The organism is Pseudomonas syringae pv. cilantro (assembly GCF_001293775.1).
GTDB lineage: Bacteria > Pseudomonadota > Gammaproteobacteria > Pseudomonadales > Pseudomonadaceae > Aquipseudomonas > Aquipseudomonas syringae_P.
Genome location: NZ_LGLN01000045.1, coordinates 64,956 through 80,506 on the forward strand (window position 1 = coordinate 64,956; position 15,551 = coordinate 80,506).

At 60.4% G+C, this 15,551-nt stretch carries 14 protein-coding genes; 12 read left to right on the plus strand and 2 right to left on the minus strand.

All coding sequences use genetic code 11. The annotated features are described in order from the left end of the window. Window positions 1–2: 2 nt before the first annotated feature. The gene (tssJ, locus tag ABJ99_RS13415; RefSeq protein ID WP_054086253.1) at window positions 3–506 is read right to left on the minus strand and encodes a type VI secretion system lipoprotein TssJ; all 504 of its coding nucleotides are present in this window, start codon (window positions 504–506) and stop codon (window positions 3–5) included. A 43-nt stretch (window positions 507–549) separates the two neighbouring features. After that, window positions 550–1,965: a type VI secretion system-associated FHA domain protein TagH gene (gene tagH / locus ABJ99_RS13420; RefSeq protein ID WP_054086254.1), complete on the minus strand. Its 1,416-nt coding sequence runs from the start codon at window positions 1,963–1,965 to the stop codon at window positions 550–552. A 390-nt stretch (window positions 1,966–2,355) separates the two neighbouring features. On the opposite strand from tagH, the gene tssA reads away from it, so the two are divergent. The 12 genes from tssA (at window position 2,356) to ABJ99_RS13480 (ending at window position 15,542) form a co-directional block, all read left to right on the plus strand. Next, entirely contained in the window at window positions 2,356–3,363 is a 1,008-nt protein-coding gene (gene tssA, locus ABJ99_RS13425) for a type VI secretion system protein TssA (protein ID WP_054086276.1), read from the plus strand. A 95-nt stretch (window positions 3,364–3,458) separates the two neighbouring features. Next, a complete protein-coding gene (gene tssB, locus ABJ99_RS13430) occupies window positions 3,459–3,974 on the plus strand; it encodes a type VI secretion system contractile sheath small subunit (protein ID WP_007252919.1) in 516 nt (171 codons plus the stop codon). Between the two features lie 15 nt (window positions 3,975–3,989). Beyond that, window positions 3,990–5,486 carry a type VI secretion system contractile sheath large subunit gene (gene tssC, locus ABJ99_RS13435; RefSeq protein ID WP_054086255.1) on the plus strand — a complete coding sequence of 499 codons (1,497 nt, stop codon included), beginning with the start codon at window positions 3,990–3,992 and terminating at the stop codon, window positions 5,484–5,486. Window positions 5,487–5,600: 114 nt separating this feature from the next. After that, window positions 5,601–6,089 (plus strand): Hcp family type VI secretion system effector, encoded by a 489-nt coding sequence (locus tag ABJ99_RS13440; RefSeq protein WP_007252917.1) that lies wholly within the window; start codon window positions 5,601–5,603, stop codon window positions 6,087–6,089. Between the two features lie 78 nt (window positions 6,090–6,167). Next, window positions 6,168–6,623, plus strand: coding sequence for a type VI secretion system amidase effector protein Tae4 (locus ABJ99_RS13445; RefSeq protein ID WP_054086277.1), 456 nt, complete (start codon window positions 6,168–6,170; stop codon window positions 6,621–6,623). Then, a complete protein-coding gene (locus ABJ99_RS13450; RefSeq protein WP_054086256.1) occupies window positions 6,623–7,060 on the plus strand; it encodes a hypothetical protein in 438 nt (145 codons plus the stop codon). The genes ABJ99_RS13445 and ABJ99_RS13450 overlap by 1 nt, the downstream gene beginning before the upstream one ends. After that, complete coding sequence (tssE, locus tag ABJ99_RS13455) at window positions 7,057–7,569, plus strand: type VI secretion system baseplate subunit TssE (RefSeq protein ID WP_375232742.1); 513 nt, start codon at window positions 7,057–7,059, stop codon at window positions 7,567–7,569. Before ABJ99_RS13450 ends, tssE begins: the two co-directional genes overlap by 4 nt. Continuing rightward, on the plus strand, window positions 7,566–9,425 hold the full coding sequence (gene tssF / locus ABJ99_RS13460; protein ID WP_054086257.1) for a type VI secretion system baseplate subunit TssF: 1,860 nt from the start codon (window positions 7,566–7,568) through the stop codon (window positions 9,423–9,425). Before tssE ends, tssF begins: the two co-directional genes overlap by 4 nt. After that, the gene (gene tssG, locus ABJ99_RS13465; RefSeq protein WP_054086258.1) at window positions 9,389–10,441 is read left to right on the plus strand and encodes a type VI secretion system baseplate subunit TssG; all 1,053 of its coding nucleotides are present in this window, start codon (window positions 9,389–9,391) and stop codon (window positions 10,439–10,441) included. Before tssF ends, tssG begins: the two co-directional genes overlap by 37 nt. Continuing rightward, complete coding sequence (gene tssH / locus ABJ99_RS13470; RefSeq protein ID WP_054086259.1) at window positions 10,434–13,121, plus strand: type VI secretion system ATPase TssH; 2,688 nt, start codon at window positions 10,434–10,436, stop codon at window positions 13,119–13,121. The genes tssG and tssH overlap by 8 nt, the downstream gene beginning before the upstream one ends. A gap of 45 nt (window positions 13,122–13,166) precedes the next feature. Further along, on the plus strand, window positions 13,167–15,101 hold the full coding sequence (locus ABJ99_RS13475) for a type VI secretion system Vgr family protein (protein ID WP_054086260.1): 1,935 nt from the start codon (window positions 13,167–13,169) through the stop codon (window positions 15,099–15,101). A 15-nt stretch (window positions 15,102–15,116) separates the two neighbouring features. Then, window positions 15,117–15,542, plus strand: coding sequence for a DcrB-related protein (locus ABJ99_RS13480; RefSeq protein ID WP_054086261.1), 426 nt, complete (start codon window positions 15,117–15,119; stop codon window positions 15,540–15,542). Window positions 15,543–15,551: the final 9 nt, after the last annotated feature.

Consider the following 15,551-nt stretch of genomic DNA (forward strand, 5'->3'; position numbering starts at 1 on the left):
TGCTATTGAGCCGGGCGGGTTGGGGTGGCGACGTCAGTGCGTACGGCCTGCACATCGAGGCTGATCCGGTGTTCGCTGGACTGTCGCGGCGAGACGTCGATGACGGCACGCCACTGCGCACGATCTATTGCGCGATAGCCGACCACCAGGCCGATATGACGGGTCGCCGGATCAAGATGGCGAACGACACGCTGCTGCGCACCGGGCTGGACCAGCACTTCATCCTGATCAAGCAGATCGGGTCCCAGCGTGGCGGGAGCGCGCTCGGCCAGGGCGAAATAGTCCGCACGCAGGAAAGACGCTGTGTTTTTCAATTCGTAGAGGCGCACCCGGACGGGCGCAGCCTGACCGGTCGCGCCGGGGTTGAGCCCTGCGGCAGCCTGAAAGTCGAGCGTGACGGCGGCTTCCGAAGAGGACGCAGACGCATCCTTCGGAGTTTGCACATCCTTGGCACAGGCACCCAGCAGCAATACAATGAGAGCGGCCGAAACAACGCTGCGAAACATCCTTGATCCTTAAGTTCTGGCTAGTGGTGGTTGATCCTGCAACTCAGGGGCGGCGCAAACGGGCGCTGTGCTCCTCATAGGCGCGGCTGAACTCACGCCCGAAAAGCTCTTGGAAATCGTCTTCCGCTTCGCGCGAAATATTGCTGTAGAGCTCGGTGAACTGCTGCCAGTAACGGGCTTGTCGGGAACCGCCCAGCAGGCTCGATAAAGCACCTGACGGTGCGCTCATACGCGCCTCAAGCTCGGCAGGTTCAAAGCGTTTGAGCAGATGCTTGATCGCTGCCTGCACACCGGCCATCACGGCCAGCTGGTGAGCGCGTAAATCATCAAAACTGTCGGTCACCGCCTGTTCCGGTGCCATGAATGCCTGATTGCCGTGACGCAGCAGCAGCAGCAACAGGGCCTCATCGGCATTCGGGGCGAATTTCAACGGGTTGTTTTCCACCGGGCCTATCACGGTCTGCTGCATGCGGAACTCGCCCTTGAGGCTGGTGCGCGCCCGCAATACGTCGATCAGCCCTTCAACCATCAGCCGATAGCTGCGCCCTATCGCCTCCATCTGGGCCTCGGCCTGAGCGGTGTCGATGCGCAGCTGATCAAGGCCTGCGCCGCGCAGAAAGGCTTGAAGCAGATCGGGCGTATGAGCGGAGGCAGTTTCGGCTGGCGACGGCGTAGCGACTGGCGCTACGGCTGGAGCGACTGGGACAGCGACGGGTTCAGGCCTCGTCAGCTCAGGCTCAGGCTCAGGCAGAGTATCGGCCCGCGGTTGCGTCGGTGTCGGGGCGGGCGTATCGGCTAACAGGTCCCAGTCTTCGGGAATGAGTCCGACAGCGGGCGCGGACTCAGGCATTTTCAACGCCGGGGCCGGTCTCGAGGGCACCGGGGCTCGAAAGTCATGTTGCTCGGCAGGAACATGATCAGGCTGTGTCGGCGGCGTGATGCTCGACGGCGTCAGAAAGTCGAACAGATCAGGAAAGGTATCGTGTGCCGATCCGCCCTGAAAATGAGCGGTAGCCGGCACGCTGCTTACTGGCGCAGCACCGGGTTGCGCTGCGCCGCTCTGGCGCCCCATCAGCGCTTCGAAACTGTTGGGGGAGTCGATCCCGCTCGCTGGCATGACGTCCGCAAAATTCAGACCCGCGTCGATGCGTGCCTGTATTTCGTATTCACCAATACGGATGATTTCGCCATCCTGAAGCGGTTCGCTGTTGCCGCGCCGCAGACGAATACCGGCATTGATCAGCTCGACGCCATTGGTGCTGTAGTCGGTGAGGTAGTAACGACCATCTTTGTACTGGACAACGCAATGCTTCTGGGAAACCAAGCGCTCGGGATCAGGCAGCACCCAGTCATTCTCCGGGCCACGACCGATCGCCATCACCCCATTATCCATTGATTTTTCAGGACATTGGCCAGGGGTTATCTTGTGATAACTAGTGATCGTCAGACACAGCGTCATTGCGCCTCCTTGCTTACAACGCGCATGAGCAACAATAACGAAAAACCTGAAACGATGAGCGCAGCAGCCTGAATGAGGCAAAAAAGCTCAAAGAACGATTTTAAAAATTATTGGTGAACATGAAAGCACGCGACTTTATACACAATTCCATGGCAGTGACACAGGCGACGGCAAAACAACATTTCGGTTGCCACCCCCGTCACACCCGCGCAAAGCCGGCATAGCTTAACCTTGACAAGCCATCTGTACTACACCAAAAATGCACAACGCCCATGCCCCAGTGAGTTCATAGTGGCATCACTGCGAGTAACCGCTACCCATGGAAGTTGTTCAGGGAACGTCCTGACTAGCCGCGCGACAACAACTGATTTGATAAGGAGATCGATCTTGGTGGATGTACCGTTGCTGCTCGCTGCAGTGTCCGCCAATTTTCCTTGCGGCGATGATCTGGAATACGACCCGGATTTTCTGCAATTGGAGCGCGATGCGCTAGGCCGTCCTGAACGCGTCATGGGCGATTCGATACAACCTGCCGAGCCCCCCCAATGGCGCGCCATCGAGCAATCGAGCGTTGCGCTGCTGCAGCGCAGCAAAGACCTGCGCATCACCCATTTCCTTCTGCAAAGTGCCCTGGCGCTCGACGGCGTTGCTGGCCTGGGCAACGTGCTCACGCTCATCAGCGAACTTCTCAAGCAGTACTGGGCCGATATCTACCCGCAGCTTGATGCAGATGACGATAACGATCCTACCGTGCGTATCAATGCGCTTTCAGGTCTGACCTGCGACACCAATATCCGCCTGTTGCGCGAAAGCGTTCTGATCCGTTCCCGGGCTTTCGGCACTGTCAGCCTGCGCGCCGCGCTCAGTGCCAGCGGCCTGCAGAGCTGTGCCGATGAGACGCTGACCGCCGATACCTTGTCTGCCGCTCTGCGCGACAGTGATCCCGAGCAACTGGACGCCACCCGAAGCGCGCTGAGCGAAGCACGCTCGGCCGTCGAATTTATCGAGCGTTTCGTGTCAGAGCAGGTCGGTTCGGCACAGGGTGTCGACCTGTCCCCGCTGAAACAGCTGCTCAGGCAAGCCATGCAGATTCTGGGCGAACAGAGCGTCGCCAGCGCTGACAACGAGTCGGTCGACGAAGCGCCAGGGTCTGCCGCGCAAGCGCCCGCCTCCATCACGCCAAGCGCGTCCGGCGACATCGCCACTCGCGACGACGTACTGCGCAGCCTTGATCGAATTCTGAGTTATTACACCCGCCACGAGCCCTCGAGCCCGCTGCCGGTGCTGTTGAACCGAGCAAAGAATCTGGTGCACGCCGATTTCGAAGCCATCGTGCGTAACCTGATTCCAGACGGTATGTCGCAGTTCGAAAACTTGCGCGGACCCGAGGCTGACTGACTCCCTGATGGGGTCTGTGTCCGGATCACGCAATCCCGTTACCGGCAACGACCGATGACGCCAACACCGTCGCAGCAGCGACCAGGAGGAGCAACGTGGCGAAAACCAGTTCTCAGAAATTCATTGCGCGCAATCGCGCGCCGCGAGTTCAGATCGAATACGACGTAGAGCTTTATGGCGCCGAGAAAAAGGTCCAGTTGCCCTTTGTCATGGGGGTCATGGCAGACCTTGCCGGCAAGCCGGCAGAGCCTCTGGCAGCGGTGGCCGATCGCAAGTTTCTGGAAATCGATGTCGACAATTTCGACTCGCGCCTCAAGGCCATGCAGCCACGTGTGGCGTTCAACGTGCCCAATGAGCTGACGGGCGAAGGCAACCTGAGCCTGGACATCACGTTCGAGAGCATGGATGACTTCAGCCCTGCGGCGGTTGCGCGCAATGTCGACTCACTGAAAAAACTCCTCGAAGCGCGGACGCAGCTGGCAAACCTGCTGACCTACATGGACGGCAAGACCGGCGCTGAAGAAATCATCATGAAGGCTATCAAGGATCCTGCGTTGCTCCAGGCCCTGGCGAGTGCGCCAAAGCCTCAGGACTCCGAGCCCAACGCGTAATCAGGACCAGACATCATGACCGAATCGAGTCGCGAAAATCAGCCACAAGCCGCCGTTGCCACCGAGCAGACCAGCGAGTTTGCGTCGTTGCTGCTGCAAGAGTTCAAACCCAAGACCGAGCGTGCCCGCGAAGCGGTCGAAACTGCCGTACGCACCCTCGCTGAACAGGCGTTGGCGCAAACCGATCTGGTGTCCAACGACGCCATCAAGTCGATCGAGTCGATCATTGCAGCGATCGACGCCAAGCTGACGGCGCAAGTCAATCAGATCATCCACCATCCGGATTTCCAGCAAGTGGAAAGCGCCTGGCGTGGCCTGCACTATCTGGTCAGCAACACCGAAAGCGACGAGCAACTGAAGATTCGTGTCCTGAATATCTCCAAGCCGGAGCTGCACAAGACCCTGAAGAAATTCAAGGGCACGGCGTGGGACCAGAGCCCGATTTTCAAGAAGATGTACGAAGAAGAATACGGCCAGTTCGGCGGCGAGCCTTACGGGTGCCTGGTGGGTGACTACTACTTCGACCAGTCGCCACCGGACGTCGAACTGCTCGGCGAGCTGTCCAAGGTCTGTGCCGCCATGCATGCACCGTTCATTGCGGCCGCCTCGCCCACCGTGATGGGCATGGGCTCCTGGCAGGAGCTGTCCAACCCGCGCGACCTGACCAAAATCTTCACCACCCCGGAATACGCAGGCTGGCGTTCGCTGCGTGAATCGGAAGACGCACGTTACATCGGCCTGACCATGCCGCGTTTCCTGGCTCGCCTGCCTTACGGGGCCAAGACTGATCCGGTGGAAGCGTTCGCGTTTGAAGAGAACACCGACGGTGCCGACAGCGCCAAGTACACCTGGGCCAATGCGGCCTACGCCATGGCGGTGAACATCAACCGTTCGTTCAAGCACTACGGCTGGTGCTCGCGGATTCGCGGTGTCGAATCGGGCGGCGAAGTGGAAAATCTGCCTGCTCACACCTTCCCGACCGATGATGGCGGCGTGGACATGAAATGTCCGACCGAAATCGCTATTTCGGACCGTCGTGAAGCCGAGCTGGCCAAGAACGGTTTCATGCCGCTGCTGCACAAGAAAAACACTGATTTTGCAGCGTTCATCGGCGCGCAGTCCTTGCAGAAGCCTGCCGAATACGATGACCCGGACGCCACCGCCAACGCCAACCTGGCCGCGCGCCTGCCGTACCTGTTCGCCACCTGCCGCTTCGCGCACTACCTCAAGTGCATCGTGCGCGACAAGATCGGCTCGTTCAAAGAGAAGGACGAAATGCAGCGCTGGTTGCAGGACTGGATTCTCAACTACGTCGACGGCGACCCGGCGCACTCCACAGAAACCACCAAGGCTCAGCATCCGCTGGCGGCAGCAGAGGTGGTGGTCGAAGACGTCGAAGGCAATCCGGGGTACTACAACTCCAGGTTCTACCTGCGCCCGCATTATCAGCTCGAAGGCCTGACCGTATCACTGCGTCTGGTTTCCAAGCTGCCGTCGGCCAAGGGTGCCTGACCACGTCCGCAGCTAAAGCTGCGAGCGGTTTTGCGCAATGCGAACAGGCTGCACGTCCAGACCGGCGTGCAGCCAATCAACACATGAGTGGTCCACGCCACATCAGGAGAGAACATGGCAGTCGATATCTTTATCAAGATCGGTGACATCAAGGGCGAGTCCATGGACAAGGCCCACAAGGAAGAGATCGATGTGTTGAACTGGAGCTGGGGCATGTCCCAGACCGGCAACATGCACACCGGCACAGGCGGTGGTGCAGGCAAGGTCAATATTCAGGACCTGTCGATTACCAAGTATGTCGACAAATCCACGCCGAACCTGATGATGCATTGCTCCAGCGGCAAGCACATCGACAAGGTCAAGCTGACCGTGCGCAAGGCTGGCGGCGAAAGCCAGGTCGAGTACCTGATCATCAATCTGGAAGAAGTGCTCATCACTTCACTGAGCACCGGCGGCTCGGGCAGCGATGATCGCCTGATCGAAAACGTCACCCTCAATTTCGCCCAGGTGCTGGTGGACTATCAGCCACAGAAAGCCGACGGCACCAAGGAAGGTGGCCCGGTCAAATACGGCTGGAACATCCGCTCCAACACCAAGCGCTGAGTGCATGCGGCCCCGTCAGCAGATGCCGGGGCCATCGGTATCCGGAAGCTCCGATCCATGCCGTTTCGAGATTGAATGATGGCCAAGCCAGCTTTTATCAATTTGTGGAAAGCGTACAACGACATGATGGGGACTTCGCCCAGCGGCAAGCCCTGCGATGGTCCTTGGGACAATCAGTGTGCGATCCGCCTGAGCATAGCGCTGTGCAATGAGCGTTCGCTTGCGGTTAACAGTTCTACCTACAGCGAGCCTCGATGTGCTCACGGGCATGCCCGAGGTGCCGAATCTCTGGCCAACTGGCTGTGGAAAAAGAAACAACTCGGCGCGCCGAAAATCTACAGCAACAGTTCGGCAGACCGAAACAGCCTGATCGACAAGACAGGCATTATTTTCTACAAGGATTTCTACGCGCAGCCGAACGATGCCGAGGGCCATCCCACCGGCGACCATATCGACCTGTGGAATCGCGGCCAGACCCAGACCGGCGATTATTTTCACCGGGCCAAGGCTGTCTGGTTCTGGGAGCTGACGTGATGCGCAAATCGGTCGTTATTCCCGTGCTGACTGCCACTCTGATCAGCCTCAACGCGTGTGCCGAACAGACAGACCCGCCCCCCATTGGCCTGATCCAGGCCGAAGTCGGTGGCCAGCAACTCAGCCTGAGCAACGAGCAGGGTCGTTGTACCCTGAACCGCACGGGAAACGCGCCCCTGACGCTGGAGATGCAGTGGCCCTGCCGCTTCAGCGAGGACCTGCAAAAAAAAGTGCGCGTAGAAACCTATCGCAAGGCTCTTATCGTTATGGTCGAGCGCAGCGATCGGTTGCCCGCGCCAAGCAAGAACTGCGTCACTGACCTTCAGCCAGTGCGCCTGTTCAACGGCAAACTTGAGGCATCGCCCGTTAGCCGGGTCGCCGCATGCGGACCAGCCCACTGGGATCAGAAAGCGTTTGTCTGGCAGTTCGACTGGTGAACGACATCACTCTGCGCGAGCGCCTGCAGCCGTCGCTGCTTGATCGGCTGACCGACGAAGACCCTAGCAATCCGCAGGAAAGTGCGGACAGGCGCGTGTTGTCTCTCAGTCAGCTCAAGGCCTCGGTACTGCGTGATCTGGCCTGGCTGCTGAACACTACGTCCTTGCTGGACGCCGATGCCACGCTGCACACCCCGGCCGGTACTTCGGTCGTCAATTACGGATTGCCGGCGCTGGCAGGCAACAGTGCATCGAGTATCGATATAAGCCTGCTGGAAAGCCTGATTCACCGTGCGATTGTGACGTACGAGCCGCGCATTCTGCCCCAGACATTGCAAGTGAGGGCCCGAGTGGGGCGTGACGAAATGAATCACAACGCATTGAGCTTCGAAATCCAGGGCGACCTGTGGGCTCAACCAGTCGCCCTGCCCTTGCTGCTGCGCACCGAACTGGATCTGGAATCCGGCCATGTCTACGTGATGCCTGCCGAACAACGGAGGCGCTCATGAATCCCCGCCTGTTGGGGCTGTACAACCAGGAATTGCAGCACATCCGCGAAAGCGCCGCCGAGTTCGCCAGGGAATACCCGAAAATCGCCGGGCGTCTGACCTTGTCGGGCCTCGATTGCGCAGATCCGTATGTCGAGCGCCTGCTGGAAGGGTTCGCTTACCTGACCGCTCGCGTACAACTCAAACTGGACGCCGAATACCCGACCTTCACCCATAACCTGCTGGAAATCGCCTATCCGCACTACCTGGCGCCCACACCCTCGATGACCGTCGTGCAGCTGCAGACGGACCCGAACGAGGGTTCGTTGAGCAGCGGCTTTACCCTGCCCCGCGACAGCGTGATGCGTGCCGCACTGGGTCGCGACTCGCAAACACCCTGTGAGTATCGAAGCGCGCATGACGTGACGTTGTGGCCTTTGCAGGTGACCCAGGCGGAGTACTTCGGCAATCCGGCAGCCGTGCTCGGACGCCTGGCCGCCAGCGAACCCAAAGCCAAGGCCGGGCTGCGCATTACCTTGCGCACGGGCGCAGAGCTGACCTTTGACAAGCTGGCGCTGGATAACCTGCCGTTGTTTCTGCATGGCGCAGACGAACAACCCTTTCGCCTTTACGAACAACTGCTCGGCAACGCCTGTGCCGTGTTTGCCCGCCAGCCCGGCGGCGACTGGGTAGAGCGCCTGCCTGCCGACGCCTTGCGCCCCTGCGGGTTCGATGACCGTGAAGCGGCATTGCCCGTGGTGCCACAAGCCTTTCAGGGCTACCGCCTGTTGCAGGAATATTTTGCCCTGCCGCAACGCTTTCTGTTTGTCGATTTCAGCCAGCTGACCCGTGCCGTGCAGCGCTGCTCCGGGCAGGAGCTGGAACTGATCGTGCTGTTCAACAGTTTCGAGCAAAGCCTGGAAAGCAGCATCGGCGCCGAGCAATTCGTGCCGTTTTGCACGCCCGCCATCAATCTTTTCCCACGCCGTCTTGACCGCATTCACCTGACCGATCGCGTCCATGAGCACCATGCGATTGCCGACCGTACGCGACCGATGGATTTCGAGATTCATTCGCTCAAGAGCGTGACCGGGCACGGCACCGGTCCAGATCAGCCATTCCTGCCGTTCTATGCGGTGCGCGACCCGTCGCGTTACGGCCGTGACAAGGCGTACTACGTGCTGCGCCGGGAGCCGCGGGTGCTGTCCAGCGAGCAGCGACGCAATGGAACACGCTCGAACTATGTGGGCAGCGAGACGTTCATCAGCCTGGTCGACAGCCAGCAGGCACCTTATGGACATGATTTGCGCCAATTGGGTCTGACTGCATTATGCACCAATCGTGATCTGCCCCTGTTCATGAGCGTCGGCAGCGGCAAGACCGACTTCACACTGGCCGACAGCGCGCCGGTGTCCGCCGTGCGCTGCCTGGCCGGCCCGAGCCGCCCGCGCGCCAGCCATGCCCACGACAACAAGGCCTGGCGCCTGATCAGCCAATTGTCGCTGAATTACCTGTCATTGAGCGAACAGGGTCAGGGCGCAGCGGCATTGCGCGAACTGCTCCGGTTATACGGCGACGACAACGACGTTGCCCTGCAATTGCAGATTGAAGGCCTGCGCGAGGTCAGCAGCAAACCCTGCACCCGCCGCCTGCCGATGCCGGGACCGATCGTATTTGGCCGAGGCCTGGAAATTACCCTGGAGTTTGACGAGAACGCCTTTCGCGGTACCGGAGTGTTTTTGCTCGGCACGGTGTTCGAGCGTTTCCTGGCACGTTACGTGTCGATCAACAGCTTTACCGAGACCGTGTTACGTACCACCGAACGCGGCGAGATCATGCGATGGAAAGCCCGACCCGGACGCCGTCCGACCCTTTGAATACTGTGACGGCCATGCACGAGCAGCCCTGGGAATTCGATTTCTTCCAGGCGCTGCGGCGTCTCGAGTGCGAATCGCCGGATTTGCCCAGAATCGGCCATTCCGTGCGGCTGGCCGACGACCCGTTACGGATGGGTCAACAACCGGACAGCGCGTTCGCCCCGTCGACACTCGCCTCCATGACGCCGGCGAGCGAAAACAGCCCGGCACGCCTGGAGCAGTTCTTCTTCGGCCTCGGCGGCCCTAACGGCCCGCTGCCGCTGCACATCACCGAGTACGTGCGCGAACGTCAGCGCAACAACGCCGACAGCACCAGCAAACGCTTTCTGGACGTGTTCCATCATCGGTTGCTGAGCCTGTTCTACCGCGCCTGGGCGGAAGCCCGTCCGACCGTCAGCCATGACCGCCCGGATGATGATTACTGGTCGGCCCGGCTCGCTGCACTCAGCGGACGCGGGATGCAGAGCCTGCTTGAACAGGGCCTGATTCCGGACACGGCCAAATTGCATTTCAGCGGCCATCTGGCGGCGCAGACGCGCTACCCGGATGGCCTGCGCGCGATTCTGTCCGAGTACTTCGGCCTGCCGGTAGAGATCGAAGAATACGTCGGCCAATGGCTTGAACTGCCTGAGCGCAGCCGCGTCGGTGTCCGTTCGAATCAACTGGGGGTGGACTTCTGTCTGGGCAGCCACGTCTGGGATCGTCAGCACAAGTTTCGTATACGGCTCGGGCCGCTCAAGTTCGCTGATTACATGGGCATGTTGCCTGATGGCCAGCCGTTCAAGGAGCTGGTGGCCTGGGTTGCCGAGTATCTGGGCCACGAACTGGACTGGGATCTGAACCTGATCCTGGAACAACCCGAGGTCCCGGCTTTTCAACTCAACGGCCGTCAGCGGCTGGGTTTCAACACTTGGCTCGGCACGCCCGAAGAGGACGCCAAGGATTTGATTCTGGCTCGGCACTACGCCGACCAGGCAACGTCAGCACACCTTTCAAGGAGCAGGAAACATGGGTGAAATCAGTCGCGCCGCGCTGTTCGGCAAACTCAACAGCGTCGCCTACAAAACCATCGAGGCGGCTACGGTGTTCTGCAAATTACGTGGCAACCCGTATGTCGAACTGGCGCACTGGTTTCATCAGTTGTTGCAGCTCCAGGACTCGGACCTGCACCGCATCATCCGTCAGTTCAACGTAGAACCGGCGCGCCTGGCCCGCGACCTGACCGAAGCGCTGGATCGCCTGCCACGCGGTTCGACATCAATCACCGATCTGTCTTCCCACGTCGAAGAAGCGGTCGAGCGCGGCTGGGTGTACGGCAGCCTGATGTTTGGTGAAAGTCAGGTGCGCACCGGCTATCTGGTGATCGGTATCCTCAAGACGCCGAGCCTGCGCCATGCCCTGTTGGGCCTGTCGGCAGAATTCGACAAGATCAAGGTCGAAGCCCTGAGCGAGCGTTTTGACGAGTACATTGGTGACTCCCCGGAAAACGCCTTGAGCGCTAGCGACGGTTTCAATGCAGGTGCCGTCCCGGGCGAAGCCAGCGGCGCCATGTCACCCAGCGCGCTGGGCAAGCAGGAGGCGCTGAACAAATTTACCGTCGACCTGACCGAGCAGGCGCGCAGCGGCAAGCTGGACCCCATTGTCGGTCGTGATGAAGAGATTCGTCAGATGGTCGACATCCTGATGCGCCGCCGCCAGAACAATCCGATCCTGACCGGCGAAGCCGGTGTCGGCAAGACCGCCGTCGTCGAAGGTTTCGCCCTGCGCATCGTTGCCGGTGATGTGCCGCCCGCGCTCAAGGATGTCGAGTTGCGCAGTCTGGATGTCGGCCTGCTGCAGGCCGGCGCCAGCATGAAAGGCGAGTTCGAACAGCGCCTGCGTCAGGTCATCGAAGATGTTCAGGCCTCGCCCAAACCGATCATTCTTTTCATCGACGAAGCCCACACGCTGGTCGGTGCGGGCGGCGCAGCAGGTACGGGCGATGCTGCCAACCTGCTCAAACCGGCACTCGCACGCGGCACGTTGCGTACCGTCGCGGCGACCACTTGGGCCGAGTACAAGAAACACATCGAAAAAGACCCCGCCCTGACCCGCCGCTTTCAGGTCGTGCAGGTCGCCGAGCCGTCGGAAGACAAGGCGCTGCTGATGATGCGCGGTGTGGCTTCGACCATGGAGCAGCACCATCAGGTGCAAATCCTCGACGAGGCGCTGGAAGCGTCGGTGAAACTGTCCCACCGGTATATCCCGGCGCGTCAGTTGCCGGACAAGTCCGTCAGCCTGCTGGACACCGCGTGTGCGCGCGTTGCGATCAGCCTGCATGCGGTTCCGGCCGAAGTGGACGACAGCCGTCGTCGCATCGAGGCACTGGAAACCGAGTTGCAGATCATCGCCCGTGAACACGCCATCGGCATTGTCACAGCGACTCGCCAGAGCCACAGCGAAACCTTGCTCAACGCCGAGCGCGAACGCCTGGCCGTACTGGAAACCCGCTGGGCCGATGAAAAGGCGCTGGTCGACGAGTTGCTGGCGCTGCGTGCGCAGTTGCGTGACAGCGCTGGCACTGTCGATGCGATTGCCGACCCGGATAACCACGAGCAAAAGGCGCTGCGCGAACAGCTGGTCGATTTGCAGCAGCGTCTAAGCGCGTTGCAAGGCGAAAATCCGCTGATTCTGCCGACGGTGGACTATCAGGCCGTGGCCTCGGTGGTTGCCGACTGGACCGGCATCCCGGTGGGCCGTATGGCGCGCAACGAGCTGGAAACCGTGCTCAATCTGGATCAGCACCTGAAGAAGCGCATCATCGGCCAGGACCACGCCCTGCAAATGATCGCCAAGCGTATCCAGACCTCACGCGCCGGGCTGGACAACCCGAGCAAACCGATTGGCGTGTTCATGCTGGCCGGTACGTCTGGTGTGGGCAAGACCGAAACAGCGCTGGCACTGGCCGAGGCCATGTACGGTGGCGAGCAGAACGTCATCACCATCAACATGAGCGAGTTTCAGGAAGCGCACACCGTTTCGACACTCAAGGGCGCTCCGCCGGGCTACGTCGGTTATGGAGAAGGCGGTGTGCTGACCGAGGCGGTTCGCCGCAAACCCTACAGCGTGGTGCTGCTGGATGAAGTCGAAAAAGCCCACCCGGACGTACACGAAATCTTCTTTCAGGTGTTCGACAAAGGCGTGATGGAGGACGGCGAAGGTCGGGTGATCGACTTCAAGAACACCCTGATTCTGCTGACCACCAACGCCGGCACCGAACTGATCTCGCACCTGTGCAAAGACGCGCTGAACGTCCCGGACCCGGAAGCCATCGCCAAGGCGCTGCGCCAACCACTGCTGGAGATCTTCCCGCCCGCGCTGCTCGGTCGACTGGTGACCATCCCGTATTACCCGCTCAGCGACAGCATGCTCAAGGCCATCACTCGCTTGCAGCTTGACCGTATCAAAAAGCGTGTCGAGAGCACCCACAAGGTTGCGTTCGATTACAACGATGACGTAATCGACCTGATCGTGTCGCGCTGCACCGAAACCGAAAGCGGCGGGCGCATGATCGACACGATTCTGACCAACACGCTGCTGCCGGACATGAGCCGCGAGTTTCTGACCCGCATGCTGGAAGGCAAGGCGCTGGCCGGGGTTCGCATCAGCCAGCGCGATAACGAACTGCATTATGAGTTCAGTGATGCAACGGCCTGACACGCTCGGCGTAATGCAGCCGTTGAACGCTGAACGGGACAACCCATGAACTTCCAGCAACTCACGCGTCTGGCACAAGTCAGCAGCCCGCTCGGTCCGGATGTGCTGCTGCTCAAGGAAATGAGCGGCGGCGATGAGCTGGGGCGGCTGTTCAGTTACGACCTGCAACTGACCTCGGTCGACGGCGCGCTGGACCTCAACCAATTGCTGGGCAAGCCGATGAGCCTGTCCGTGCAACTGGCGGGCGGTGCGCAGCGTTATTTTCATGGCATTGCGGCGCGCTGCAGCCAGAACGTGACCCGCGATCAATTCGCCAGTTACCAGGTCACGCTGCGCCCATGGCTGTGGCTGTTGACCCGCACGTCCGACTGCCGGATTTTCCAGAACCTGACCATTCCGCAGATCATCAAGCAGGTGTTCCGCGACCTGGGTTTTTCCGACTTCGAAGACGCCCTGAGCAAACCGTATCGCGAGTGGGAATACTGCGTGCAGTATCGCGAGAGCAGTTTCGACTTCGTCAGTCGGTTGATGGAACAGGAAGGGATTTATTACTTTTTCCGTCACGAAAAGGATCGTCACGTACTGGTGCTGGCCGATGCCTACGGCGCTCATCAACCGGCGGCCGGTTACGAGTCGGTGCCCTACTTTCCGCCCGACGGCCAGCATCGCGAACGTGATCATATCAATGACTGGCGTCTGGCTCAGGAAGTGCAGCCAGGTTCGCTAGAACTGAATGACTACGACTTCCAGCGACCGAGCGCGAGCATCGACGTGCGCTCGGCCATGCCGCGTCCGCACACCGCCGGCGATTATCCGCTTTACGACTACCCCGGCACCTACGTGCAGAGCCAGGACGGCGAGCACTACGCACGCACTCGCCTGGAAGCACTGCAAAGCCTGCACGAACGGGTCGAGCTCAGCGGCAACGCGCGAGGCCTGGGTGCCGGGCACCTGTTCAGCCTGACCGGTTTCGGCCGTCAGGATCAGAACCGCGAATACCTGATCGTCGGCGCGCGCTATTACCTGGCGCAGGAAAGCCTGGAAAGTGGCGCTTCCGGGGGCAGCGTGCAATTTGAACTCGGCCTGAGCTGCATTGATGCCCAGCAGAGCTTTCGGCCACTGGCCACGACCCAGCGCCCGATCGTCAAAGGCCCGCAGACCGCCGTGGTGGTAGGCCCCGCTGGCGAAGAAATCTGGACCGATCAGTTTGGCCGGGTGAAGGTGCATTTCCACTGGGACCGCCACGATCAGTCCAACGAAAACAGCTCATGCTGGATTCGCGTCTCGCAAGCCTGGGCCGGTAAGAACTGGGGATCGATGCAGATTCCGCGCATCGGTCAGGAAGTGATCGTCAGTTTTCTGGAAGGTGATCCCGACCGACCGATCATTACTGGCCGCGTCTACAACGCCGAACAGACGGTGCCTTACGACCTGCCCGCCAATGCCACGCAGAGCGGCATGAAAAGCCGTTCCAGCAAAGGCGGCACGCCGGCGAATTTCAACGAGATCCGCATGGAGGACAAGAAAGGCGCGGAGCAGTTGTACATCCATGCGGAGCGGAATCAGGACGTGATCGTCGAGGTGGATGAAAGCCACTCGGTGGGCCACGACCGGTTCAAGGGCATCGGCCATGACGAGACCGTGTTGATCGGCAACAACCGCGTGCGCATCGTCAAACAGGACGATGTGGTGGCCGTCGGCGCGAGCAAGACCGACAGCGTCAGCCAGAGCTACATCATAGAAGTGGGGGAAAACCTGCGGCTGGTGTGTGGCAAAAGCGTGCTTGAGCTCAACGCCAGCGGCCAGATCAATATCTGCGGTGTGCAGATCAGCCTGCACGCCAGCGGCGACGCGCAGTTCAACACCGGCGGCGTGCTGCACCTGAACAACGGCAAGGGTGCCGATGCAGCGCCTGACGGTCAGGGCATCAAAGCCACCATCGACGCCAATATCGCCAGCGCTTTTCCCAAGCCTCAATAACGAGAAATCAGCCCCATGGTTTACCGCCTCAATGAGTTCCAGCTGCAACTGCCCGACAGCGAACTGCTGGACGCATCGATCAACATTCTCAAGTTCCCGGCGCTGGGCACGTCGCTGATTGTCAGCCGCAGCCAACTGGCCGACGGCGAAACCTTGCACAGCAACTTCGACGCGCAATTGCAGCGTCTGGAGCAGCAGGTTCAGGATCTTCGCTACCAGCCGGCGCACAGCACACGCCTGGGTGCCGACCAGTCGATTGAAGGGATCGAGCTGCGCAGCCAGTTCAGCAAAGGCACTGAAAAAGTCTTTCAGTTCCAGCTGGCGCTGGTGCTGCCGGGCACACGCAAGATGATCGCGCTCAGCTACGTCAAGGCTCAGCCGCTGGGCGATGCGGAGGTCGCCCATTGGGCAACGCTCAAGCAGACGCTGACCCCCGCATGAAGAGCGCCC

Excerpts from the sequence above, each read along its gene's own strand:
- tssJ (WP_054086253.1), bottom strand. The coding sequence starts at position 506 with ATGTTTCGCAGCGTTGTTTCGGCCGCTCTCATTGTATTGCTGCTGGGT.
- tagH (WP_054086254.1), bottom strand. The coding sequence starts at position 1,965 with ATGACGCTGTGTCTGACGATCACTAGTTATCACAAGATAACCCCTGGC.
- tssC (WP_054086255.1), top strand. The coding sequence starts at position 3,990 with ATGACCGAATCGAGTCGCGAAAATCAGCCACAAGCCGCCGTTGCCACC.
- ABJ99_RS13440 (WP_007252917.1), top strand. The coding sequence starts at position 5,601 with ATGGCAGTCGATATCTTTATCAAGATCGGTGACATCAAGGGCGAGTCC.
- ABJ99_RS13445 (WP_054086277.1), top strand. The coding sequence starts at position 6,168 with ATGGCCAAGCCAGCTTTTATCAATTTGTGGAAAGCGTACAACGACATG.
- ABJ99_RS13450 (WP_054086256.1), top strand. The coding sequence starts at position 6,623 with ATGCGCAAATCGGTCGTTATTCCCGTGCTGACTGCCACTCTGATCAGC.
- tssF (WP_054086257.1), top strand. The coding sequence starts at position 7,566 with ATGAATCCCCGCCTGTTGGGGCTGTACAACCAGGAATTGCAGCACATC.
- tssG (WP_054086258.1), top strand. The coding sequence starts at position 9,389 with ATGGAAAGCCCGACCCGGACGCCGTCCGACCCTTTGAATACTGTGACG.
- tssH (WP_054086259.1), top strand. The coding sequence starts at position 10,434 with ATGGGTGAAATCAGTCGCGCCGCGCTGTTCGGCAAACTCAACAGCGTC.
- ABJ99_RS13475 (WP_054086260.1), top strand. The coding sequence starts at position 13,167 with ATGAACTTCCAGCAACTCACGCGTCTGGCACAAGTCAGCAGCCCGCTC.
- ABJ99_RS13480 (WP_054086261.1), top strand. The coding sequence starts at position 15,117 with ATGGTTTACCGCCTCAATGAGTTCCAGCTGCAACTGCCCGACAGCGAA.